26 protein-coding genes are annotated in these 23,260 nt (G+C 66.3%); 8 read left to right on the forward strand and 18 right to left on the reverse strand.

The window, feature by feature from the left end; all coding sequences use genetic code 11:
- The first annotated feature begins 29 nt into the window (after positions 1–29).
- Both ACFQZZ_RS07005 and ACFQZZ_RS07010 read left to right on the forward strand, forming a co-directional pair.
- Entirely contained in the window at positions 30–695 is a 666-nt protein-coding gene (locus ACFQZZ_RS07005) for a TetR/AcrR family transcriptional regulator (RefSeq protein ID WP_378675595.1), read from the forward strand.
- A gap of 221 nt (positions 696–916) precedes the next feature.
- Entirely contained in the window at positions 917–1,492 is a 576-nt protein-coding gene (locus ACFQZZ_RS07010) for a DivIVA domain-containing protein (RefSeq protein ID WP_378675598.1), read from the forward strand.
- Here the strand turns inward: ACFQZZ_RS07010 and ACFQZZ_RS07015 are convergent.
- Positions 1,480–1,707: a hypothetical protein gene (locus ACFQZZ_RS07015; RefSeq protein WP_378675601.1), complete on the reverse strand. Its 228-nt coding sequence runs from the start codon at positions 1,705–1,707 to the stop codon at positions 1,480–1,482. The genes ACFQZZ_RS07010 and ACFQZZ_RS07015 overlap by 13 nt on opposite strands.
- Positions 1,708–2,148: 441 nt before the next feature.
- Here ACFQZZ_RS07015 and ACFQZZ_RS07020 point away from each other — a divergent pair, with 441 nt between their 5' ends.
- The 3 genes from ACFQZZ_RS07020 (at position 2,149) to ACFQZZ_RS07030 (ending at position 4,495) form a co-directional block, all read left to right on the forward strand.
- Entirely contained in the window at positions 2,149–2,400 is a 252-nt protein-coding gene (locus ACFQZZ_RS07020; RefSeq protein ID WP_378675604.1) for a DUF6290 family protein, read from the forward strand.
- Positions 2,401–2,581: 181 nt separating this feature from the next.
- On the forward strand, positions 2,582–2,830 hold the full coding sequence (locus tag ACFQZZ_RS07025) for a hypothetical protein (RefSeq protein ID WP_378675607.1): 249 nt from the start codon (positions 2,582–2,584) through the stop codon (positions 2,828–2,830).
- A 15-nt stretch (positions 2,831–2,845) separates the two neighbouring features.
- Complete coding sequence (locus ACFQZZ_RS07030) at positions 2,846–4,495, forward strand: S8 family serine peptidase (protein ID WP_378675610.1); 1,650 nt, start codon at positions 2,846–2,848, stop codon at positions 4,493–4,495.
- A 191-nt stretch (positions 4,496–4,686) separates the two neighbouring features.
- Here the strand turns inward: ACFQZZ_RS07030 and ruvB are convergent, their stop codons facing one another.
- The 4 genes from ruvB to ACFQZZ_RS07050 all read right to left on the reverse strand — a co-directional run bounded on the left by ruvB (position 4,687) and on the right by ACFQZZ_RS07050 (position 7,510).
- Positions 4,687–5,781 carry a Holliday junction branch migration DNA helicase RuvB gene (gene ruvB / locus ACFQZZ_RS07035; protein WP_378675613.1) on the reverse strand — a complete coding sequence of 365 codons (1,095 nt, stop codon included), beginning with the start codon at positions 5,779–5,781 and terminating at the stop codon, positions 4,687–4,689.
- 6 nt (positions 5,782–5,787) lie between these two features.
- The gene (gene ruvA / locus ACFQZZ_RS07040) at positions 5,788–6,393 is read right to left on the reverse strand and encodes a Holliday junction branch migration protein RuvA (protein WP_378675616.1); all 606 of its coding nucleotides are present in this window, start codon (positions 6,391–6,393) and stop codon (positions 5,788–5,790) included.
- Entirely contained in the window at positions 6,390–6,959 is a 570-nt protein-coding gene (ruvC, locus tag ACFQZZ_RS07045) for a crossover junction endodeoxyribonuclease RuvC (protein WP_378675619.1), read from the reverse strand. Before ruvC ends, ruvA begins: the two co-directional genes overlap by 4 nt.
- 104 nt (positions 6,960–7,063) lie before the next feature.
- A complete protein-coding gene (locus tag ACFQZZ_RS07050; RefSeq protein WP_378675622.1) occupies positions 7,064–7,510 on the reverse strand; it encodes an acyl-CoA thioesterase in 447 nt (148 codons plus the stop codon).
- Between the two features lie 192 nt (positions 7,511–7,702).
- Here ACFQZZ_RS07050 and ACFQZZ_RS07055 point away from each other — a divergent pair, with 192 nt between their 5' ends.
- Complete coding sequence (locus ACFQZZ_RS07055; RefSeq protein ID WP_378675625.1) at positions 7,703–7,909, forward strand: DUF5988 family protein; 207 nt, start codon at positions 7,703–7,705, stop codon at positions 7,907–7,909.
- Positions 7,910–8,221: 312 nt separating this feature from the next.
- Here ACFQZZ_RS07055 and ACFQZZ_RS07060 read toward each other — a convergent pair whose 3' ends face one another.
- Positions 8,222–9,244, reverse strand: a complete 1,023-nt coding sequence (locus ACFQZZ_RS07060) for a GlxA family transcriptional regulator (RefSeq protein WP_378675628.1) — start codon at positions 9,242–9,244, stop codon at positions 8,222–8,224.
- Positions 9,245–9,315: 71 nt separating this feature from the next.
- Here ACFQZZ_RS07060 and ACFQZZ_RS07065 point away from each other — a divergent pair, with 71 nt between their 5' ends.
- Positions 9,316–10,269 carry an NADP-dependent oxidoreductase gene (locus ACFQZZ_RS07065; RefSeq protein ID WP_378675631.1) on the forward strand — a complete coding sequence of 318 codons (954 nt, stop codon included), beginning with the start codon at positions 9,316–9,318 and terminating at the stop codon, positions 10,267–10,269.
- Positions 10,270–10,424: 155 nt separating this feature from the next.
- Here the strand turns inward: ACFQZZ_RS07065 and ACFQZZ_RS07070 are convergent, their stop codons facing one another.
- From ACFQZZ_RS07070 to ACFQZZ_RS07080, 3 genes are all read right to left on the reverse strand, one after another.
- Positions 10,425–11,180: a YebC/PmpR family DNA-binding transcriptional regulator gene (locus ACFQZZ_RS07070; protein ID WP_378675634.1), complete on the reverse strand. Its 756-nt coding sequence runs from the start codon at positions 11,178–11,180 to the stop codon at positions 10,425–10,427.
- 154 nt (positions 11,181–11,334) lie between these two features.
- Complete coding sequence (gene pdxT, locus ACFQZZ_RS07075) at positions 11,335–11,985, reverse strand: pyridoxal 5'-phosphate synthase glutaminase subunit PdxT (protein WP_378675637.1); 651 nt, start codon at positions 11,983–11,985, stop codon at positions 11,335–11,337.
- A 437-nt stretch (positions 11,986–12,422) separates the two neighbouring features.
- Positions 12,423–13,244, reverse strand: a complete 822-nt coding sequence (locus ACFQZZ_RS07080) for an acyl-CoA thioesterase (RefSeq protein WP_378675640.1) — start codon at positions 13,242–13,244, stop codon at positions 12,423–12,425.
- Positions 13,245–13,385: 141 nt separating this feature from the next.
- Between ACFQZZ_RS07080 and ACFQZZ_RS07085 the strand changes: the two genes are divergently transcribed.
- Positions 13,386–14,006: a hypothetical protein gene (locus ACFQZZ_RS07085; protein WP_378675643.1), complete on the forward strand. Its 621-nt coding sequence runs from the start codon at positions 13,386–13,388 to the stop codon at positions 14,004–14,006.
- A 91-nt stretch (positions 14,007–14,097) separates the two neighbouring features.
- On the opposite strand, the gene ACFQZZ_RS07090 is transcribed toward ACFQZZ_RS07085, so the two are convergent.
- The 9 genes from ACFQZZ_RS07090 to thrS form a co-directional block, all read right to left on the reverse strand.
- Positions 14,098–14,379: a hypothetical protein gene (locus tag ACFQZZ_RS07090; RefSeq protein WP_378675646.1), complete on the reverse strand. Its 282-nt coding sequence runs from the start codon at positions 14,377–14,379 to the stop codon at positions 14,098–14,100.
- Positions 14,380–14,436: 57 nt separating this feature from the next.
- Positions 14,437–14,928, reverse strand: a complete 492-nt coding sequence (locus ACFQZZ_RS07095; RefSeq protein ID WP_378675649.1) for a hypothetical protein — start codon at positions 14,926–14,928, stop codon at positions 14,437–14,439.
- 338 nt (positions 14,929–15,266) lie between these two features.
- A complete protein-coding gene (gene pdxS, locus ACFQZZ_RS07100; RefSeq protein WP_378675652.1) occupies positions 15,267–16,169 on the reverse strand; it encodes a pyridoxal 5'-phosphate synthase lyase subunit PdxS in 903 nt (300 codons plus the stop codon).
- A 507-nt stretch (positions 16,170–16,676) separates the two neighbouring features.
- Positions 16,677–17,720: an NUDIX domain-containing protein gene (locus ACFQZZ_RS07105; RefSeq protein ID WP_378676449.1), complete on the reverse strand. Its 1,044-nt coding sequence runs from the start codon at positions 17,718–17,720 to the stop codon at positions 16,677–16,679.
- Positions 17,720–18,844, reverse strand: a complete 1,125-nt coding sequence (locus ACFQZZ_RS07110) for a glycosyltransferase family 4 protein (RefSeq protein ID WP_378675655.1) — start codon at positions 18,842–18,844, stop codon at positions 17,720–17,722. The genes ACFQZZ_RS07105 and ACFQZZ_RS07110 overlap by 1 nt, the downstream gene beginning before the upstream one ends.
- A complete protein-coding gene (locus ACFQZZ_RS07115; RefSeq protein ID WP_378675658.1) occupies positions 18,841–19,794 on the reverse strand; it encodes a phosphatidylinositol mannoside acyltransferase in 954 nt (317 codons plus the stop codon). The genes ACFQZZ_RS07110 and ACFQZZ_RS07115 overlap by 4 nt, the downstream gene beginning before the upstream one ends.
- 37 nt (positions 19,795–19,831) lie before the next feature.
- A complete protein-coding gene (gene pgsA / locus ACFQZZ_RS07120) occupies positions 19,832–20,503 on the reverse strand; it encodes a phosphatidylinositol phosphate synthase (RefSeq protein WP_378675661.1) in 672 nt (223 codons plus the stop codon).
- Complete coding sequence (locus tag ACFQZZ_RS07125; protein WP_378675664.1) at positions 20,504–21,100, reverse strand: HIT family protein; 597 nt, start codon at positions 21,098–21,100, stop codon at positions 20,504–20,506. It lies immediately after the preceding gene.
- Complete coding sequence (gene thrS, locus ACFQZZ_RS07130) at positions 21,097–23,208, reverse strand: threonine--tRNA ligase (RefSeq protein WP_378675667.1); 2,112 nt, start codon at positions 23,206–23,208, stop codon at positions 21,097–21,099. The genes ACFQZZ_RS07125 and thrS overlap by 4 nt, the downstream gene beginning before the upstream one ends.
- Positions 23,209–23,260: the final 52 nt, after the last annotated feature.

Consider the following 23,260-nt stretch of genomic DNA (forward strand, 5'->3'; position numbering starts at 1 on the left):
ACATGAAAATGTGAATCAATCCTCACGGAATGACACATCATTCCGTTTGTGAACACAGTATCATCGTGAAGGTGACGAAGCCATCCACGCGTGCCGAGCGACGCAAAGCCGAACTGCGCCAGGACATCATCGACACCGCCTTCGTCTGTTTCGCGGAGAAGGGCTATCACGCCACCGGGATCGCGGACATCGCCGGCGTCCTCGGCATCGGGCACGGCACCTTCTACCGGTACTTCAGCAACAAGCGCGACATCATCGATCACGTCATCGACGACCTCGCCGGGCGCATCGTGGCTGCCCTCGGTACCGAGAACGCCCCGGACGCCGCGGCCTCGCTCGATGACTACCGCGCCCAGCTCGACCGCATCGGCGCCGCGCTCAACCACATCCTCGTCGAGGACCGCAGGGTCGCCCAGCTGCTGCTGTTCCACGCCACCGGTATCGACGACGAACTCACCGCCCGGCTCTACGGCCTGCTCGACATGGCCGATGCGCTGACCGCCGGATACCTCTCGCACGGCGTCGAACTCGGCTACCTGCGGGCCGACCTGGACACCACCAACACCGCCAAGGCCGTCACCGGCATGCTCATCGCGGGCATCGTGCACGGACTACGCAGCCCCGACCCCGCAGCCGTCAACGGACTCAACGAGGCAATCCGGCGGCTACTCATCGATGGAGTCCGCAAAGACTGATTCCGGTAGCGACGCCGAAGATCCGTTGTGGCGCAAGAACACTCGGGCGGCAGCGGTCAGCCGCAGGCGGTCGGCCGAATTTCAGCGGGTACACGGACGATTTTGGAGGCTAGTGTGAACACAGATCGACGGTGTCCACATGGGGGTCGCAGGTGTTCGCAAGAGACCGGGGAGTACGAAGAATTCGTATTCGGCCAGAGCAGGGCGATGACCCTGAAAGAATGTCGCGCGTGACCCCCGAGGACGTGAGCCGGACCCATTTCCCTATGCCACCGCTCGGACACCGCGGCTACCACGCCGATGAGGTCGACGCCTTTCTGGAGCTCGTCGCCGCCACCCTCGAAGGGCGGGGCACCCTAACCGCCGACGACATCCGGCACGTCGCGTTCGACGCACCTCGGTTCGGTGGGCGCGGATACCAGGCCGACCAGGTCGATGAATTCCTCGACCAGATTCGGATCGAACTGGAATACCGGCAGCTCGGCACCCGCCCGGTGCCGGCATCCGGTAACGGCTCCGGGCCGCTGCTGACGCCCGACGACGTCCATCGCATGCGATTCACCCAGGCCCCCATCGGTCGACGCGGCTACGACACCGAAGAGGTCGACGCATTCCTCGACCTGGTCGCCGCCACCCTCGCCCACGGCGGCCCAAGCAGCCTCACCGTGACCGATGTGCGCGCGGTACGGTTCACCGAGGCCAGGCTCAGCACCCGCGGGTACGAGCACGGCGAGGTGGACGCATTCCTCGACCTGGTCGTCACGGCACTCCAGCGCGCGGCACATCACCACCGCTGAGCCGGTCCGCTGTCGCGCAGTTCGTCGGATTCTCCATCACCGCCGAGCAGGGTGGTGATGCGTTTGAGGGTGGGTTCGAACATGTGCTTGAGGGTCGGTTCGATCTGTCGAAGCGCTTCCTCGCAGACCCAGTTGCGCAGCCAGTCGCAGAATGGGTATTCCACCAGATCGATGATGTGAGATTCATCGGTCTGCGTCTTCTTCGAATCGGTCATCCGGCGTCTCCCTGCCGTCGTGGACCTCCGCCTTCCACGTTGGCGAGTGATAGTCGATCACCAGTCGGTTGTCGTGTCGATCCCTCGGCCCCGAGCACCCGCGACGGGATGGGCCACGAAAGATCAGTTACAGCCTGGTGCCTGTGTCCTGGGTAAACCACCACCCTGAGGGCTGGAGAATCCTCACCCTAGGGTGTGGTTTCCACAGCTGGTGGCAGTGCAGTCCAATCCCTTCGGTATTGAACCGTTTGGTGTGCGCAGCCTGTCACACCATAGCACCTATAAACCACTTAAAAGTTATGGTTCATGTAGCATGAAGGTCACATATCGCACCATGGAGAGTGGATGTTACTTGCGGAGCATCTGCTCGGTGTTGAACCGCAAGGAACCGGTAAACCGTGTTATGTCTGTTCACCGCAAACGGAACAGAGAAGGATGATCATGACCAAATCTGCATCGCCGCGCGGGACCAGCGCATTCAGTGTGCGCCTGCCCGATGAGGACTATCAGACGCTGACCAGCCTCGCGAAGCTCCGCAACAAGTCGGTCGCGGAACTCGCCCGGGAGTTCCTCCTGGACGGCATACGCAATGCGCTCGACCCGGTCGTGATCGAGCGGATGATCGAGGAGGAGAAGCAGCGGCTCCTGCGAGCTGCGGAAGAGATGCGCGGAGCGCGGGTCACCGGTAGCTGATCTCCGATCGAACCGAGCGCGTACACACACGCGGAAGGGGGACGGCGAAAGCCGCCCCCCTTCCGCTTTTATGAACTAGAGAACCGTTGGTGCTTGTGCAATCAATGGTTCTATATATACGATGGTGCTATACCCACAGTGGGTGCCCCGGAAACCGGAGAAAGACTGAAGGAGCGGAATCATGGCGTGGTATGTATGCAAAGTCGGCAGTGTCGGCCCCGCGGAGGACGGTGATGTCTTCATCAAGCTGGATGATGAGGGCGATGGGTGGTCGGGGTTGCGGTGGTTCAAAGCGACAGGCGCGGTGCGGAAGGAAATGCTGGCGGTCGCGTTGACGGCGCTTCCGCTGGGCCTGTTGGTCCAGGCCAGACTTGCGTCGGCGACCGAGTACAGCCTGATCGAGCGGCTCTACATTCGTCGTTCCGCATAGGGCTGGGTGGTCACCATGAGCGCCTTCCCGGAACGACTCGAGCTCGGCACCAGCAGCCCGCTCACGTTGGAACCCGATGTACTTTTCGTCAGGATGTCCGAGACCACGGCACCGGCTCGGCGTCGGCTGCAAACGACACTGTCCGACCTGCGCCTCGACCGCGCGGGGACTCGGCCGGAGGCTGCCGCCGACCGCCCAGACGGGGTGCTCAACGAACCACCGAACCGTTCCTGGCTTCGCACCACGGACGCAAGATCAGTGGAAAGGGCCGAGGTCGCTGCGGTGCAGGTGGCCGACGACGTCGAGTGGGTCGCTCCCGTCTATCGCGTGGGTACGACGCCCGGACCCGCAGGGTTGGTCGCGCCTCTACCCACCGGGCTGCTGGTGCGACCGGTCCCCGGACAAGACCGCCCAGCGGTCGAGGCCGCCCTGGCGGCCGAGGGCCTGGAGTACTCCGCGCAACTGAGCAAGCACCTGACCGGTTTCCTGTACTTCACCTACCGGGACCCGGCGGACCGCTCCATCTATCAGACGGCGCCTACGATCCCGGGCCGATACCCCGGCGTCGTCGCCACCGTGCGCTTCGAGATGATGCCCATGCTCTCGCCGCTAACCGCCGAACCCGATGACATGCTCTACCCGCAACAGTGGAACATGACCCAGATCCGAGCCGGCGGTCCGGGAACGACCGGGTGGACTTTCACGACCGGCCGGGCCGACGTGCTGATCTGCATCATCGACAGCGGGGTGGACCTGGAACATCCCGACCTGCGGATCCAGGGAGACGGCATCAACCTGGGAACCATGAGCGGCACCGGAGCACCGGCAGGGGCCCGCGCTGACCGGGGGCACGGGACAGCATGCGCGGGTGTCGCTGCGGCCGTATTCGGGAACGCGCTCGGCGTCGCCGGCCTGGCCGGAGCGTGCCGCGTACTCCCAGCGGCCTTCAGTGACGGGTCGGACATGGAGGTGGCGAACGGGATCGGCTGGGCGATCGACAACGGAGCGGATGTCATCAGCATGAGCTTCGGTTGGTCGGCAAGCTTCGATTTCGACGTCATCGACGCCGCGATCGCCAGGGCTGTGGAGGCTGGGGTCGTGATGTGCGCGGCCACCGGCAACGACGACAGCAGCGTCGCCAACTACTACCCCGCCCGACACCCCGATGTGATCGCGGTCGGCGCATCCGATGAGGTCGACAATCGCAAATCCGCCAGCAGCCCCGACGGCGAGTGGTGGTGGGGATCGAATTTCGGGCCCGGTGTCTCCGTCACTGCGCCCGGTGTTCTCATTCCGGCGACCGATCTTCGAGGCGCCCGCGGGACCGACGACGAGGGTCTCAACCCGGACGGCGACTACTTCCTTAGTTTCAACGGCACCTCGGCCGCCACCCCGCACGTCGCGGGCCTGGCCGCGCTGATCCGGTCACTTGCACCGCGACTGAACGCGGTCGAAATCAGGGACACCATCGAACGCACCGCAGCCAAGGTGGGAACGATCCCATACGCGAACGAAGACGGATTCCCGAACGGAACACGCAACGATGAAATGGGCTACGGCCGAATCGATGTTTTTGCTGCACTGAGCGACGTGTGGGAATTCGACCTGAACTTCGACGTTTTCTATGTCCGCGCCGGCGTACTCGAACTGCTGCTTCTCCAGTGAAAACTGAGGCCCGGTTCGCAGGATGCCTCGCGGTAGGCGGGTTGCGGCGGCCGACGGCCGCCGCAACCCGCTGGCTTTGTGGTGAGATTCTGGCACGGGGTCGGGCACCCATGTTCAGCGAAAACCACCGTAGCGCTGCTGTCTTCCTGTCATCCCGACGAATGCCCGGTGTATCGCGCTGCGGGGCAACGTCAGTCGAAGAGGTCCAAGGTCGGTTGTGGTTCGCGACCGCGGACTTCGATCGAGCCGAATACCAGGTCCGGCGGCGGGACCAGGCCAAGGTGTTCCCACGCCGCGGCGGTGGCGACGCGACCGCGCGGAGTGCGGGCGACCATGCCCGCGCGGACGAGAAAGGGCTCGCAGACCTCCTCGACGGTGGCCGCCTCCTCTCCTACTGCGACGGCCAGTGTCGAGACTCCGACCGGTCCGCCGCCGAAGCTGCGGACCAGCGCGGCGAGCACCGCTCGGTCCAGACGGTCGAGGCCGAGGACATCGACGTCGTAGACCTCGAGCGCGGCTCGCGCGATGGGCAGGGTGATCAGACCGTCGGCGCGCACCTCGGCGTAGTCGCGGACCCGGCGCAACAAGCGGTTCGCGATGCGCGGCGTGCCGCGCGAGCGCCCCGCGATTTCGGCGGCCGCGTCGGTTTCGATGGTGACGCCGAGGATGTGCGCCGAGCGCTGCAGGATGCGCAGCAGTTCGCCGGGTTCGTAGAAGTCCATGTGGCCGGTGAAGCCGAAGCGGTCGCGCAGCGGGCCGGTGAGCGCGCCGGAGCGGGTGGTGGCCCCGACCAGGGTGAATGGGGCGATGTCGAGTGGAATCGAGGTCGCGCCGGGGCCTTTGCCGACGACCACGTCGACACGGAAGTCCTCCATGGCCAGGTACAGCATTTCCTCGGCGGGACGTGCGATCCGGTGGATCTCATCGATGAACAACACATCGCCCTCGACCAGATTGCTGAGCATGGCGGCTAGATCGCCCGCCCGTTCCAGCGCGGGGCCGGAGGTGATGCGCAGCGCGGTGCCGAGTTCGCCCGCGATGATCATCGCCATGCTGGTCTTGCCGAGACCGGGCGGTCCGGACAGCAGGACGTGGTCGGGGGTGCCGCCGCGCTGTTTAGCGCCACGCAGCACCAGGGTGAGCTGTTCGCGCACACGCGGTTGGCCGATGAAGTCGTCGAGGGACTTCGGGCGCAGGCTGGCCTCGATCTCGCCGTCGGACTTGAGATAGCTTGCGGTGACCTGAGATTCGTCGTCCGCCTCGGGTTCGGTGTCGTCGTAATCCATGCCGCGCTACCGGTTCTTGCCGAGGGCGGCGAGGGCGGCGCGCAGCGCGGTGGAGGTGTCGGCGGCGGGCTGTTCGGCCAGTACCGCGTCGACCGACTGCTCGGCCTGCTTGAGCGAGAAGCCGAGCCCGGTCAGCGCCTCGACGACCTGGTCGCGCACCGGCGTGATCACCGGGGTCGGCGTGGCACCGGGCGGACCGGACTGCACCGGAACGAGATTCACCTTGTCGCGCAATTCGACGACCATGCGTTCGGCACCGCGTTTGCCGATGCCGGGGACGCGGGTGAGTGCGGCGACATTGCTCTCCGCCAGCGCCTTGCGCAGCGCCTCGGGTTCGAGCACGGCAAGCACGGCCATGGCCAGCCGGGGGCCGACGCCGGACACCGTCTGCAGGAGGCCGAACAGGTCGCGGGATTCGGTGTCGGCGAATCCGAACAGCGTCATCGAGTCCTCGCGAACGATCATCGCGGTGTACAGCCGGGATTCCTCGCCGCGGGTCAGTGTGGACAGCGTTGCCGGCGTGACGTTGAGCCGGTAGCCGACGCCGGCCGCCTCGATCACCACGTGATCGAGCGCGATCTCCAGTACTTCACCACGTACCGACGCGATCACCTGCGTACCGCCTTCCGTTGTTCAGCAAGCCTTTCCGCATACCGCCGCTGCGCCTCGGCCGCCTGTGCCTCGGCCTTGGCCATCCGATCCAGCAACGGCGCCCGCCAACAATGGCAGATCGCCAATGCCAGCGCATCGGCCGCGTCCGCTGGTTTCGGCGCGACTCGGAGGCCGAGAATACGCGTCACCATCGCCGTCACCTGAGCCTTGTCCGCCGTGCCATTGCCGGTGACGGCGGCTTTCACCTCACTGGGTGTGTGGAACGCCACCGGTATCCCCCGCCGTGCCGCCGCGAGCGCGATCACCCCGCCCGCCTGTGCGGTGCCCATCGCCGTGCGCACATTGTGCTGCGCGAACACCCGCTCGATCGCCACCGCTTCGGGTTTGTGGGTGTCCATCCAGAGTTCGGCGGCATCCGCGACGCCGAGCAGGCGATGCGCCAAATCCATGTCCGGCGGGGTGCGCACTACATCGACGGCCAGTGCGGTCACCTTGCGGCCGAGCCCGCCCTCCACGATGCTGAGGCCGCACCGGGTGAGCCCGGGATCGACACCCATCACCCGCACGAAAACACCCCTTCGGACACGCGAACAGTTGTTCGAAGTCTAGAGGACATCGAACGCCGCCAGCGACAGCGACACGGCGCGGAGGGCGATTTCGGGAGTGGCGGTCAGGGCACCGCAGGCGCGAGACCGAGCAGCGCCGGTTCGGTGGCGCGCGAGGCCCATTCGTGCGCGGGGTTCGCCACCAGGCGCCGCGACTGTAGGTCGAGAAGTCCGCTGACGAAGGTGACGGTCGCCGACAGTTCGCCATCGGATCGGGTGAAGGTGTGCTCGACGCGATAGGTCTTGCCGCCGCCCCAGATCCATGAGCACGACACGTCCACCGAGTCACCGGCGCGCAGTTCGCGGTGGTATTTGATCACCGTCTCGAGGTTGACCGGCCCGAGGCCGGAGCTCAGTAGGTCCTCGACGGATATCCCGGCCGCCTGCACGCAGGCGAACCGCGCGTGGTCGGCGAACTGCTGGTACGCGGCGCCGGTGACATGTTGTTGGAGATCGAGGTCGGACACGCGGACGTCGATCCGAACCCGAAACGGCTCTAAAGTATTCGTCACGGCACCACCATGACAGCACCCACCGACATGTTTCGCCCGCGCTCGCCCCGGTCCGACCCATATTGCTCGATGTCGCCACGCACCGGTTCCAGCGCGACCATGACCGAATTCCGTCCCCGAGGCGGCGCGCCAGAGGCCGATGGTTTCGTGGAATCGTCTGATTCGGCTTGGCTATGCCCCTACGATCCGAAGATGAGCAACTCTGTTAAGGCAGTCCTCGAGGGCGGGCCGGAGGACTTGCAGGCCCGCATCGTTCCCATCACCCCACCGGGGATCGAACTCAAGATCTTGTTCAGGGGCGGCTACGAGCATTTCAAGGTGACCGCCAGGCACCAAGACACCCCCGAAGGCAGCCTGCCCGTCTATGAGTGGACCTTTCGCACCGAGATTGCGGAGTGAGCGCCGAGCGGTCACAGTGTCACCGGAGCGGATTCACTGCCTGTCTCGAGGAATGACCTCGACAATCCCGTAGGTGCCCGTTGTTCGAGCGCCGCTTGCCGCGCCTGCCACTCCTGTGCCGCAACCGCCGCTAACGTCCACCAGCGGATCTGAACCCCAACTATCAGAGCAACTTCCATCACGGACTATCGGTGTTGCACGGTGGCTGCCACTGACCATCGAGTTGGTGGCAGTCGCCGTGCTCATCGCGGCCCTGCGGTGTCGCACGCGAACGGTGAAGACTCACATGCGGCATCGGCCGATCTGTCGAGGCTATGGACGGACCGTGCGCTCGTGCGACCGCAGGGTGGAGGCGGTTTCTTGGGCGGGGTCGGGGCGGAAGGTGCGGCGGTAGGTGCGGGGCGAGACGCCTATTGCTTCATTGAGGTGTTGGCGTAGCGAGCCGCCGGTGGCGAAGCCGACCTCGCCTGCGATGCGGTCTACCGGGAGGTCGGTGGTTTCCAGGAGGTCGCGTGCTCGGAAGATGCGCTGCTGGATGAGCCAGCGGCCGGGGCTCATGCCGACCTCGTCGCGGAAGCGGCGGGCGAAGGTCCGCTTGCTCATGCGGGCGCGCGCGGCGAGATCGTCCATGGTCAAGGGCAATCCGAGGTTTTCCAGTGCCCAATGGCGGGCGGCCGCGGTGCCGGCGGAGGTCGAGGGCGGCACCGGCTGCTCGATGTATTGGGCTTGGCCGCCGTCTCGCCATGGCGGGATCACGCAGCGGCGGGCCACCATGTTGGCGACTTCGCTGCCGTGGTCGCGACGAACCAGGTGCAGGCAGAGGTCGATGCCTGCCGCCGCGCCCGCCGAGGTGAGAATGTCACCGTCGTCGACGTACAACACGTCCGGATCCAGTCGCACCTTCGGGAAGGTGCGGCGAAACAGTTCGACTTGATTCCAATGGGTGGTCGCGGGCCTGCCGTCCAGCAGGCCGGCGGCCGCGGCGACGAACGCGCCGGTGCAGATGGACACGATTCTCACCCCCGGCCGAATACGCGCGAGGGCGTCCGACACCGCGCGAGGCAGCTCGCCGTCGAGAGTCATCGCGATGTCGCACGCGGGAATGATCACGGTGTCGGCGATATCCAGCGCACTGCTGTCGTGTTCGACGGCGATCGCGAAATCGGAGCGGGTCGCCACCGGCCTTCCGTCGACCGAGCAGGTCCTGACCTCGTATTTGTCCGGGGCGGTACCGAATACCCTGCTCGGGATGCCGAGTTCGAAGGGATACACGCCGTCCAGCGTCAATACGACCACTTGGTGCGGCGCCGCACTCGCCGAAGCATCCACCACCATGGCACGATCATATCGAAGAATGGCAATCGTGCCATTTTCTTTGATCGGCGGCCGCGGGCATTGTCAAGTGCATGAGCGGAAACAACACGATGCGCGCGATCAACCAGCACGTTCTCGGTGGGCCCGAGGTTCTCATCGAGGTGGACTTGCCACGTCCGGTGCCCGGCCCCGGCGAGATTCTGGTCCGAGTGCGGGCGGCAGGACTCAACCCGACCGACTGGCGGCATCGCGCCGTGCCCGGCCTGTTCCTCCCGGAGCCGCCCTTCGTACTCGGCTGGGACGTGTCCGGCGCGGTAGTCGCCACCGGCATCGGCGTCACGCTCTTCGCGCCGGGCGACGAGGTCTTCGGCATGCTCCCCTATCCGGACGGCCACGGCGCGCTCGCTGAATACACGACCGGACCCGCGCGCGCCTTCGCACGGAAACCCGCCGCACTGGACCACATCCAGGCCGCCGCGATCCCCCTCGCCGCCCTCACCGCCTGGCAGGCTCTGGTCGACACCGCGAACCTGACCGCCGGGCAACGCATCCTTGTCCATGCCGCCGCGGGCGGAGTCGGACACTTCGCCGTCCAAATCGCCAAGGCCCGTGGCGCATACGTGATCGGCACCGCAAGCGCACCCAACCACGATTTCCTGCGCACTCTCGGCGCCGACGAGGTGATTGACTACCGCACAACAGATTTCGCCGAATCAGTCCGCGATATAGACGTGGTCCTCGACTCGATCGACGACGACAACAGCCTCCGCTCCCTGCGCACCCTGCGCCCCGGCGGCCTGCTGATCTCCCTGCGCGCCTTCGGCCCGACCGATCTGGCCGCCGAGGCCGAAAAGTCGGGCGTGCGCGCGGTCCGCATGCTTGTGGAGGACGATCACGCTGGCATGGCCGCACTCGCGCAACTGGTAGAAACCGGCGCATTGCGGCCAACGATCGCGGGTGTCTTCCCGCTGGCCGACGCCGCAAAAGCACACGCGCTCGGAGACACCGGCCGCACGGTAGGCAAGTTGGTGCTCACGGTGCCGTGAACCGAGGCCGGCGCCGGACACAGCTCGACGCAATCCGGCCCTACTCTCGTCCTGGTGAACCCCGCTGACGGGGTGACCGGCATATGCATCGGGGCGGCCCGCGCACTGCGGACCGCCCCGATAGCGGCGGCTACTTCCTGCCGCCGAGCAGTGGACTACTCGTCGTCGAGCTCCGCGATGACCTCGTCGGACAGGTCGACGTTGGTGTAGACGTTCTGCACATCGTCGCTGTCTTCGAGCGCGTCGACCAGCTTGAACACCTTGCGGGCGCCGTCCACGTCGACCGCGACCGACACCGACGGCTGGAAGCCGGATTCGGCCGAGTCGTAATCAATTCCGGCGGACTGCAATGCGGAGCGCACGGCGATCAGGTCGGACGGGTCGCTGATGATCTCGAAGGTGTCACCGAGATCGTTGACCTCCTCGGCGCCGGCATCGAGCACGGCCATGAGGACGTCGTCCTCGGACAGGCCGTTCTTCTCCAGCGTGACGACACCCTTGCGGTGGAACAGGTACGACACCGAACCCGGGTCGGCCATGTTGCCGCCGTTGCGGGTCATCGCGACGCGCACCTCGCCCGCCGCGCGGTTGCGGTTGTCGGTGAGGCACTCGATCAGCACCGCGACACCGTTCGGCCCGTAACCCTCGTACATGATCGTCTGCCAGTCGGCGCCGCCGGCTTCTTCGCCGCCGCCGCGCTTGCGGGCGCGCTCGATGTTGTCGTTGGGGACCGACGACTTCTTCGCCTTCTGAATCGCGTCGAAGAGCGTCGGGTTACCGGCCGGGTCACTGCCACCTGTGCGGGCCGCCACCTCGATGTTCTTGATCAGCTTGGCGAAGAGCTTGCCACGCTTCGCATCGATCCCAGCCTTCTTGTGCTTGGTGGTGGCCCATTTGGAGTGGCCGCTCATTCCCTAACTTCCTCCAGGTCGACTGCACGTCTGACTGTGCGCACGGTACCCGTTCCGCCCGGGTAGACAACTTCCCCAGCCTACTCGGCCTATCGCGGCGCCTTCTCCAGGCTCACGTTGCGTTGCGATTCGAGCTCGCTGCGTGCGATTCGAGCTATGCGGCGCGAACCAGATCCACGAACATGCCGTGCACCCGCAGATCCCCGGTGACCTCCGGGTGGAACGAGGTCGCCAGCACATTCCCCTGCCGCACCGCGACGATGCGTCCGGCGAACGGTCCGCTCGGCACCGTGGCCAGCACCTCGACGTCGTCGCCCGCGCGCTCTACCCACGGCGCCCGGATGAACACCGCGCGTATCGGGCCGTCGTCGAGACCCGTGAAGTCCAGATCGGTTTCGAACGAGTCGACCTGACGGCCGAAAGCGTTGCGGCGCACCGTCATATCAATGCCGGACAGGTGCTGGGCGTCGGGGCGGGTATCGAGCACCTCGGAGGCGAGCAGGATCATCCCGGCGCAGGAACCGAAGGCGGGCATGCCATCACGCAGCCGGGCGCGCAGCGGTTCGAGCAGTTCGAACACCTCGAGGAGCTTGCTGATGGTGGTCGACTCGCCGCCGGGCAATACCAGCGCGTCGACGGCGGCGAGCTCGGATTCGCGGCGCACCAGTACCGGTTCGGCACCGCACAAGGCGAGCGCCGCGACATGTTCACGCACGTCGCCCTGCAATGCCAGCACCCCGATGGTGGGTCGGGAAGGGGCCTGCTGCCCTCCGGTGGCGGGTGCGGCGACCGAGGATGCGTTCACGACGCAAAGCTTACGAGCCGCCGCGATGTGGTCCTGCTCACGGTTGCCGTCAACGTTTCATCAAGGCCGGGTCGATCTGCGCGAAACAGGTCGACACTCGCTTTTCATCGCGGGTCTGCTCGCCGTCCTCGTCGCCTCATACCGGCAAGTGATCGCGGCCTTCCCGAACGGTGGCGGCAACTATGCGGTGGCGAAAAGCACCTCGGCCACCACACCAGCCTCGTTGCCGCGGCCTCGCTGATCGTCGACTACGTGCTCAATGTCGCGGTATCGCAATGAAATTCACCGGAGGCGCGTGGCTGATCGTGCTGGTATTGCTCCAGCGGGAACTGCGTCGAATCACCGATACCGTCGACTGCCACCTGCGCCTTCAGGTGGTGTGAGCCTGACCGAGTTCAGGCCGGGTGGTGCGGGTCGGCCAGCAGGCGGCGCTCGGGTCAGTGCTCCCGCAGGGTGCGGATCAAACCTTCCTGCACGACCGCCGCGACCATTTGACCCTCGCGATTGAAGATCTTGCCGCCGGTCAGCGCGCGGCCGAAGCCTGCCGATGGCGAGGACTGGTCGTAGAGCAGCCAGTCGTCGGCGCGGAACGGGCGCAGAAACCACATGGCGTGGTCCAGCGACGCGTTCTGAGTCTCGTCGTCAGGGTGGATGACCTTGGAGGAACCGAGCAGCGTCATGTCGCTCATGTAGGCGAGCGTGCAGACGTGGAACAGCGGGTCGTCGGGCAACGGATGCCGGTAGCGGAACCACACCTGCTGCTGGGACACCACACCGTCACGGCGCGCCACGTTGTCCTGCGGCACCGTGCGGATATCCCAGTGCTCCCATTCCCGCATCGCCCACAGTCGCTCCGGGCTCATCGTGGTGCTGGCGTCCGGCAGGTGGTCGGGCGCCGGCACGGCAGGCATGTCGTCCTGATGCTCCGGCCCCTCGTCGCCGGTGTGGAACGACGCCGACATCGTGAATATCGCGGCACCGTCCTGCACGCCGGTCACCCGGCGGGTGCAGAAGGACCGGCCGTCACGGATCCGCTCGACCAGGTACACCGTCGGCTGATCCGGATTGCCCGGCCGCAGGAAGTACCCGTGCAGAGAATGCACCTGGTACCGCGGCTCCACCGTCCGCACCGCCGACACCAACGCCTGGCCGGCAACCTGTCCGCCGAACGTGCGCGGGAGCTGGGTCTTCGTGGAAGCACCACGGAAGATGTCCCGCTCGAGCCGCTCGATTTCCAGCGCCTCTTCGATTGTCGCCATGAGCTGACATTAACCCGACACCACACACCGCTCCCGCCCGGCTGGCCGGTCACCACCGCCATACCAGCCGGCACCGCATCGCGCGACATCGGCCGCCCGGGCGGCGGCACCGACCCGATTCGGGTTTGTTGTGATTGGCGGGTGCCACAGTTCGCAGCGATCACCCGAGACGGCCTCATCGAATTGGTGACCACCCGTATCCTCGAACTGCCCGGTCGGCTGGCGATCGCGATCGACGGCGCCGACGCCGCCGGACCGATCCCGCTCGCGGACCACATCGCGACCACCCTGCGCGCCACCGGCCGCGCCGCCGACGTGGTCTCCCTGCATGACTACGTCCGCCCCGCCTCGCTGCGCATGGAGTTCGGCCGCGACGACGAACTGTCCTATCGCACAGCATGGTTCGACTACGAAGCCCTCCGCCGCGAAGTCGTCGACGCCCTCCACGACACCGCCCGCTGGCTTCCCGCCCTCTGGGACGAACACGCCGACCGCTCAGCGCGCGCAACCATCCGCCCCGCAGGCCCCGACGCCGTCGTCCTCATCGCGGGCCCGATGCTGCTCGGCCGCACCCTCCCCTTAGACCTGACCCTCCACCTGGATATGTCCGAACCCGCTCTCCGCCGCAACACCCCACCCGACCACCAATGGACGATCCCCGCCCTGCTCCGCCACAATCACGAAAACCCGGACACGCCAACCTTCTTCGTCCGTTGGGACCACCCCCGCCGCCCAGCCCTCCGCACCGACGCACCTCGCTAGGCCGCTTACCCACGAACGGGACATAGTGGTTCGCGCACGTTGCCGCAGGCATGCCCCGCTCGTCGGCGAATCAGACCGCTTGCCGGGATGGCTAGGTGAGGCGGTGGCCGCCGTCCACGTGCAGGACTGTGCCGGTGATGAAGGAGCCGCCAGGGGCGATGTGGGCGTGCTTGGCGCCGAGGGCCGGGCCGATCAGCTTGGCCGCGACGAAGTTTCGGCCGATATCGGCGTCCAGTGAGCCGATGGGCTGATACGCGCCGCTGGCGTCCGCTGCCGTCGTCACGACGTGGTCTACCGGGCCGACGTTGGTGAACAGTTGCTCGAGATCGCGCTCTCGGGTGATGTCGGCAACGACCGAACGTCCATGTCGCACTATCTAATTCGCCTTAGCCGCGACCTAACGGCGCAGGTCAGAGGGCTCCGATCGGTTTCAGCCGCACGCCACCGACTGCTGTCCGAGGTTGGTCAGCATGGTGCAGGACCAGGCTTTTTGCACCTTCCACTTACCGTCTTCCGCGACGAACGGCACGTCGACGATATTCTCCTGGCCGTTGACGATGAACTTCGCCTTGGCGTTGACGCTGTCGCCGAACGCGGTGACGTCGGTGACCGTGATCTGCACGTTCGCGCTCTTGGCGGCCTCGGCCAAGCGGCCCGGCAGTTCCGGATCGGCCTCCGCGCCCTGCACCAGTTCGAGCTTGTCCGCGTTCGGTACCGAGGGATCCAGCGCCCGTGTCAGCGCCGTGTTCAGATCGGCCGCGCTGGGGATCGGCGGCAGATTCGAGCTCGCCACCGCGGAGGTCGTGGTGCGTGGCGTCTTCGGCGGATCCTTCGGATCATCGCTGCCACATGCGGTCAGGCTCAGCATCGCGGCGATCGCCACGGCGCCGATGGTGATCTGTCCGGTCCTACGAAGCTTCAACTGCTCGTCCTTTGCATTCGATTGGTCGCGTGTCACCCCGACACCGATGCGGCACGAACGTCCGCATGGGCAGACGGGCATCGAATCCCGAAGCTATCCAACAACTCTGTGGCGGCCATAAGGTAATCGTGTGGCCCGCCCAAGGCTTCAGCCAGAACTGGTCAGCGGCTGGCGTACGAGCGCGTCGACCACCACTCGCACCGCTGGATTCCGGTTGGTCGAACGCCGTGCATCAGCGTACGTGACCACCAGCGGTGCGCCAGGCGGCCATCTACGCGCACGAGCGGGGACTCCGCTGAGTCCCCGCTCGTCGCGGCAGTTCTCGGGCTACGCGGAAATCACCAACCGCGCTCGGCGAGCCGGTGGTCGACCGGGAGCTCCTCGACATTGATGCCGACCATGGCTTCGCCCAGGCCGCGCGAAACCTTGGCCAGCACGTCGGGGTCGTCGTAGAAGGTGGTCGCCTTGACGATGGCGGCAGCGCGCTCGGCCGGGTTGCCGGACTTGAAGATGCCCGACCCGACGAAGACACCCTCGGCGCCGAGCTGCATCATCATCGCGGCGTCGGCGGGGGTGGCGATGCCGCCCGCGGTGAACAGCACGACCGGGAGCTTGCCGGTCTGGGCGACCTCGCGGACCAGCTCGTAAGGAGCCTGCAGTTCCTTGGCGGCGACGAACAGCTCGTCCTCCGGCAGCGACGACAGCTTGCGGATTTCGCCGCGGATCTTGCGCATATGGGTGGTGGCGTTGGAAACGTCGCCGGTGCCCGCTTCGCCCTTGGAGCGGATCATGGCCGCGCCCTCGGTGATGCGGCGCAGCGCCTCGCCCAGGTTGGTGGCGCCACAGACGAACGGAACGGTGAAGTTCCACTTGTCGATGTGGTTGGCGTAGTCGGCGGGGGTCAGCACCTCGGACTCGTCGATGTAGTCGACGCCGAGACTCTGCAGGATCTGCGCCTCCGCGAAGTGGCCGATGCGGGCCTTGGCCATCACCGGGATGGAGACGGCGGCGATGATGCCGTCGATCATGTCCGGGTCACTCATCCGGGACACCCCGCCCTGAGCACGGATATCGGCCGGGACTCGCTCGAGCGCCATGACCGCGACCGCACCGGCGTCCTCGGCGATCTTGGCCTGCTCGGGGGTGACGACGTCCATGATCACCCCGCCCTTGAGCATCTCGGCCATACCGCGCTTCACGCGGGCGGTGCCGATGGTGTTGGTGGTCTCGGGCGTGGTCACGGCAAACTCCTGGGTCATGTGCGCCAATCGGGTCGCATGGACGGAACGACACCGATTCTAGGCGGGCCCATCAGGCCACTTGATAGCCAGTTGAACACCACTGGCCTTGCCGCGACCAGGAAGTCTCACCCCGGACCGGTTGGACTGGACCGATACCCAACGGGTGTGGAAACGGATTCGCCGGGCCGACGAGAAGTTTCGTCGACCCGGCGAATTCCGAGCTCATGATCAGATCGGGCCGACCACCAGCAACTGAGCCCAATGCTCCGCGGCAGTGGGACCGATCAACGGCAAGAGGAAATCGAACAACAGGTAGGACATGTACTACTTACCTCCACGCACCAATGGTTCATCCCACCTCGGTGGGATCACGACACCGAGTTTCCGAGTGCCTCCCGTTAGCACTACCCCGGCCGTGTCAATCCAGTCGCGACGCTATCACGATCGTGAAACACATCACAGTGCAGTGTGATCGGCAGTTCACCATTCGACTTGTCGCCCAATCACTCAGCGGATCGAACGGACCTCGGGATCGGAGCCACTCGAGACGACCGCCGCGGCCTCGGACATCAGCTGGTCCAGGTGATAGGGGTAGACGGTTTCGCCGGATTGGTCCAGCGCGACGATGTCCGCGGCGGTGCACCACTTGTTGCCGGTGATGGAGCGGCGTTCCACCGCTGTCATGTTGCCCGGCTGTGGTTCGTAGGCACGAACGCGGAGTGCGAAGAACAGTTCCTCGGCGCGGATCAGGTCGCCGTCGAACGGGAACACCGCGACGCGTCGCCAGATCGGGCCGCTCAGTCCGTCCGGGTCGACCCGGTGACCGGTCTCCTCCCACAGTTCGCGAACGGCGGCGGTGCGCAGGGTCTCTCCTGGTTCGACGCCACCGCCGACGGTGAACCAGAACGAGATGTCCGGTGTCTTGGGATCGTGCCCGCGCATCAGCAGCACGCGATCCTGTTCGTCGAGCAGCACCACCCGCGCCGAGGTGCGAATGGTGTCCACCGCGAGCCCGGTCGATGCGGCGGGAGTGGCACGTTCGGTGATCTCGAAGTAGGTCGGCAACGGCGCGGTGCCGCCCAGGTGCAGGATGCGGACCGGTCGCCGGGTGCGCAGGGCGAGGGTGTCGCGAACCGCGTCGTTGTGGAAGCGGCGGGCGATCAGCACCCGGGCCTCGGCGTCGGCGAGTTCGGCCACCTGCTGTGGCCGAAGCTCAGCGATGTCGATCGCGGAAAGTGCTGACGAGAGCTGGTTTTCGACGGTTTCGCGGTCGTTGCGGCCCGCGCGCTCCGCCCGATCGGCCAGCGTGGACAGGAGTCTGGCCTGTTCGGCCGACGCCGGATCGGACACCGGTCCGGCGATCGCGATCGCGACCGATCTGGCCACCACCGCCCGCCTCGCCAGCGCCGAATCCAGGGCCTGCCAGGACTGATCGGAACGCACGTGCAGGCGGTCGAGCCGATTGGCCGTCGAGTACGCCCAGATGCCTATCGAGACGATCACCGCCGCGATCAGCGCGAGTACAAGAACCGTTGTCGCGGAGAAGGTGATCATCCGGCGGCCCGCACTCGAACGTCGCCGACGGTCACCGTCTCGTAAACCCGCAAGATCTGTTCGGCGACCACCGGCCAGTCGTATTCGCCGACGATCTGGGTCGCGTTCTGCACCAACGCTTCCCTGCGCACGTCATCGGTGAGCAAGCCGTCGATCGTGGCGGCGAGCCGAGCCGAATCACCCACCGGCACCAGCACACCCGCGGCTCCGTCACGCAGCACCCGCCGGAAGGCGTCCAGCTCACTTGCCACCACGGCAGTTCCGGCGGCCATCGCCTCGATCAGGATGATGCCGAAGCTCTCACCGCCGAGATTGGGGGCGCAGTACACATCCGCGCTGCGCATCGCCGAGGCCTTCTCCTCGTCCGACACCTGGCCGAGGAAACGCAGGTGCTCGGCCAGCGGGCCTGCCTCGCGGCGCAACCGCTCCTCGTCACCGCGTCCGACGATGAGGATCTCGAGATCCGGATGCTTGCGCACCAGCGCGGGCAACCCGCCGAGCAGTACCTCCATCCCCTTGCGCGGCTCGTCGTAGCGGCCGAGGAACAGCACTGTCCTGCCCACCCGCGGATAGCCGGGCAGCATCGGCGCCCGCGCAAAAGCCGGCACGTCGACGCCGTTCGGGATTTCCACCGCGTCGGAGCCGAGCGCCTCGACCTGCCAGCGGCGCGCCAGCTCGGAAACCGCGATCCGACCGCTGATCTTCTCGTGATACGGCCTGAGCACACCCTGAAAGGTGCTGAGCACCAACGATTTCGTGGTCGAGGTGTGGAAGGTGGCCACGATCGGGCCCTCGGCGATCTTCAGCGCGAGCATCGACAGGCTCGGCGCGTTGGGCTCGTGGATGTGCAGCACATCGAAGTCGTTGCCGTCGATCCAGCGGCGAATCCTGGTGTATGCCATGGGGCCGAAAGACAGCCGCGCCACCGATCCGTTGTACGGGATCGCGACCGCGCGACCGGCCGACACCACAAAGTCGGGTAGCGGCGTATCTTCGGAGGCGGGAGCCAGCACGCTCACCTTGTGACCACGTTCGATGAACACTCGCGCCAGTTCCACGACATGCGCCTGCACCCCGCCGGGAACGTCGAACGAATAGGGGCAGACCATGCCGATTTTCATGGCGTGTCGTCTCCCCTGCCGTGTGCGTCGAAGGCAGCCTGCGCCTCGGCAATCCTGGCGCGTCGCTCCGGCGAGAGGTCGTTCTCCCATTGTGGCTGCAGCATGTGCCAGTCGGCGGGATGCTCGGCGATATTGGCCGCGAACCGATCGGCCAATGCTTGCGTCGCCGCCGCCACACCACCCGAAACATCCAGTGGAGCTTCGGTTTTCATGCCCCACCCCTCACGGCCGTCAGTGTCGACGGTAAACCACAGGTGCACCGGGATCAGCGCGGCGCCGGTCTCGATGGCCAGTTTCGCCGCGCCCGCGGGCATCCAGGTCGTCTCCCCGAAGAAGGTCACCGGGACGCCACGACCGGTGAGGTCGCGCTCCCCCATCAGGCAGACGGCTTTGTTGTCGCGCAGCCGCGCCGCCAGCTCGACGAACGGTGGCTGTTCGCCACCGGTCAGCGGGAACACCTCGAAACCGAGGCTTTCCCGGTAGGCGACAAAGCGCTCGAACAGCGATTCCGGTTTCAGCCGTTCCGCGACGGTCGCCAGCCCGCCATGGTTCTGCACGAGCCAGACCCCAGCCATGTCCCAGTTCCCGGAATGCGGCAACACCAAGACCGCGCCATCCCCCCGCGCCAGCGCCGCTTCCAGGTTTTCCACCCCGTCGACGGTCAGCTTCGCACCGAGCGCCACATGGTCCATCGACGGCAGCCGGAAGGCCTCGCGCCAGTACCTGGCATACGAGCGCATGCTCGCTCTGAGCAGCTCATCGGGTACCTGCTCGGGCGGAACCCCTGTCACCCGAGCGAGATTGCGCCGCAGCTGTTCCGGGCCGCCATTGCGCGTTGCCCGATCGGCGCCCCAATCGAACAGCCCGCGCGCGGTCGAATCCGGCAACGCGCGCACCAGCCGCCAACCCGCCGCATACCCCGCGGCCCCGATCCGTTCCCCGATACTCACAACCACTCCTGCGGAACACAAGCCAAGTCACGACTGGTCATGCGGTTTCCTGGGATTCCGCGGCTGGACGGGGCGGGATCACGTCCCGCGCGCCTGGCGAATTGCGGACCGCAAGCAGCCGCTGAAACACGGTCACGATGCTGAGTACCGCGAGAATCCACATCGCCACATACACGGCCAAGGTCAGCCATTCGAGCCCCAAGTAACCGCCGATACCGGTGAGTCCGGCGCCGACCAGCACAATGATCAGCCGGTCCGGTCGCTCGATGAGCCCGCCGTCCGCGGACAGACCGCTCGCCTCGGCGCGCGCCTTCGCGTACGAGATCACCTGCGAGGTCACCAGCACCACCAGCGTCACCACGAACAGCGGCTTGCTGTTCTCGTGGTACACCGCCCACCAAGCCAGCCCGGCGAAGATCGCGCCGTCGGCGACCCGATCGCAGGTGGCGTCCAGTACCGCACCGTATTTCGTGCCGCCGCCGCGCGCGCGGGCCATGGCGCCGTCGAGCATGTCGAACATGACGAACAGCCAGATCACCATGGTTCCCCAGAACAGGTGTCCGGTCGGGAACAGGGTGACCGCGGCCACGATCGAGGCCACCGTGCCGATCACGGTCACCGCGTCGGGCGTGAGCCCGGTCTTGACAAGCGCCTTACCCAGCGGCGCAGTCGCTTTGGAGAACGTCTCGCGGCCGAAGAAGCTCAGCACTTACTCGACCTCTTTCCACGCTTCGGCGAGCAGGGCCCTGGTTTCCCGCAGCAGCTGAGGCATCACCTTCACCCCGCCGACAATGGTGATGAAATTCGCGTCCCCGCCCCAGCGCGGCACGATGTGCTGGTGCAGGTGATCGGCGAGCGAACCGCCGGCCACCCCACCGAGATTCAGACCGACATTGAATCCGTGCGGCCGAGAGACCTGCTTCATCACCCGGATGGCCTGCTGGGTGAACGCCATCAGCTCGGCGCTCTCCGCCGGCGTGAGGTCCTCGAGGTTGGCCACCTTGCGGTAGGGCACCACCATCATGTGCCCCGGGTTGTACGGATACAGGTTGAGCACCGCGTAGACCACTTCACCGCGCGCGATGACAAGGCCGTCCTCGTCCGACATCTTCGGGATATCGGTAAACGGGTGTCCGGTCGCGTCTTTCGGGCTCGGGGTGGCCGCCTCGGCGATATACGACATCCGATACGGCGTCCACAGCCGCTGCAGCCGGTCCGGCTCGCCGGCCCCGGTATCCACGATGCTCCCCTGCTCGGTCGGTTCCGCGGTATCCGCGAGCCCATCCGGCACCGTGCGCTCGCTCATGCCAAGCCCTTCTCCGCCAGTACCTCGAAGCCCTCGGCAGTCGGTGAAGCGTTCTCCCGGTTGGCAATCCACGCCACGATGGTGGCGACCGCGGCGGCGACCGGCACCCCGTTGACCTGGGTGCCGTCGCGGAAGCGGAAGCTCACCGCGCCCGCTGTCACATCGCGCTCGCCTGCCAGCAGCATGAACGGGATCTTCTGCGCGGTGTTGTTGAAGATCTTCTTCTGCATCCGGTCGTCGCTGCGGTCGACCTGCGCACGGATCCCGACGTCCTGCAGCTTCTCGATCACTCGATCCAGGTGCGGCGCAAAGGCTTCCGCGACCGGGATGCCGACGACCTGCACCGGCGACAGCCAGGCGGGGAAGGCGCCCGCGTAGTGCTCGGTGAGTACGCCGAAGAAGCGTTCGATCGAGCCGAACAGCGCGCGGTGGATCATCACCGGCCGCTGCTTGGTGCCGTCGGAGGCGGTGTATTCGAGGTTGAACCGCTCCGGCAGGTTGAAGTCCAGCTGAATGGTCGACATCTGCCAGGTACGCCCGAGCGCGTCCTTGGCCTGCACCGAGATCTTGGGGCCGTAGAACGCGGCGCCGCCGGGATCGGGCACCAGATCCAGTCCGGAAGCCGAGGCGACCTTGGACAGGGTTTCGGTCGCCTCTTCCCAGATCTCGTCGGAGCCGACGGACTTCTTCGGGTCCTTGGTCGACAACTCGAGGTAGAAGTCGTCGAGGCCGTAGTCCTTCAGCAGATCGAGCACGAACTGCAGGGTGCTGGTCAGCTCGGCATGCATCTGCTCTTTGGTGCAGTAGATGTGCGCGTCGTCCTGGGTCATGCCGCGCACCCGGGTGAGGCCGTGCACGACGCCGGACTTCTCGTAGCGGTACACCGAGCCGAATTCGAACAGCCGCAGCGGCAGTTCGCGATACGACCGGCCGCGGGCCCGGAAGATCAGGTTGTGCATCGGGCAGTTCATCGGCTTGACGTAGTAGTCCTGACCGGGCTTGCGGACGGTGCCGTCTTCGTTGTACTCGGCGTCCAGATGCATGGCAGGGAACATGCCTTCGCGGTACCAGTCCAGGTGGCCGGAGACCTCGAACAGATGCCCCTTGGTGATGTGCGGGGTGTTGACGAACTCGTAGCCCGCGGCCACGTGGCGTCGGCGCGAGTACTCCTCGAGCTCCTTGCGGATGATGCCGCCCTTGGGGTGGAACACCGGCAGGCCCGAGCCGAGCTCGTCGGGGAAGCTGAACAGGTCCAGCTCCAGGCCGAGCTTGCGGTGGTCACGGCGCTCCGCCTCCGCCAGCAGGTGCATGTGCTCGTCGAGGGCTTCCTGGGACTCCCAGGCGGTGCCGTAGATGCGCTGCAGATCCTCGCGATTCTGATCGCCGCGCCAGTAGGCGGCGGAGCTGCGGGTCAGCTTGAACGCGGGGATGAACTTGGTGGTCGGGATGTGCGGGCCGCGACACAGGTCGCCCCACACCTTCTCGCCGGTGCGCGGATCGAGGTTGTCGTAGATGGTCAGCTCTTTGCCGCCGACCTCCATGACCTCCGGGTCGTCGATGCCGGACTTGTCGCTGATCAGCTCGAGCTTGAACGGCTCCTTGGCCAGCTCGACGCGTGCCTCGTCGATCTCGACCACGCGACGCGAAAAGCGCTGCGCGCCTTTGACGATCTTCTTCATCCTGGATTCCAGCTTGGCCAGATCCTCGGGGGTGAAGGGCTTGTCGACCTGGAAGTCGTAGTAGAAGCCGTCCTTGATGAACGGGCCGATACCGAGCTTGGCCCCGGGGAACTCCTGCTGCACCGCCTGGGCGAGCACGTGCGCGGCGGAATGCCGGATGACGTTGCGGCCGTCGTCGCTACCGGCGGCGACCGGCTCCACCTCGACGTCGGTGTCCGGGATCCAGGACAGATCCTTGAGGCCCTCCGCGTCGCGGACGACGACGATCGTGTCGGGTCCCTTGGTCGGCAGGCCCGCTTCGCGTACCGCGGCGCCCGCCGTCGTCCCGGCCGGCACCCGGACGAGGGCGACTGGGCTGATAGGGGCTGAGGTGGTCACGGCAGCGGACTCCTTGGCGTTCTGGTGGGCGGGCTTGTTCCCGCGTGTCATCGGCCGGATACAAGATTGCTCCAGCGCGGACCATGCTATCGGCACGATGGCG

The organism is Nocardia sp. GCM10030253 (genome assembly GCF_042675075.1).
In the GTDB taxonomy this organism is placed as follows: domain Bacteria; phylum Actinomycetota; class Actinomycetes; order Mycobacteriales; family Mycobacteriaceae; genus Nocardia.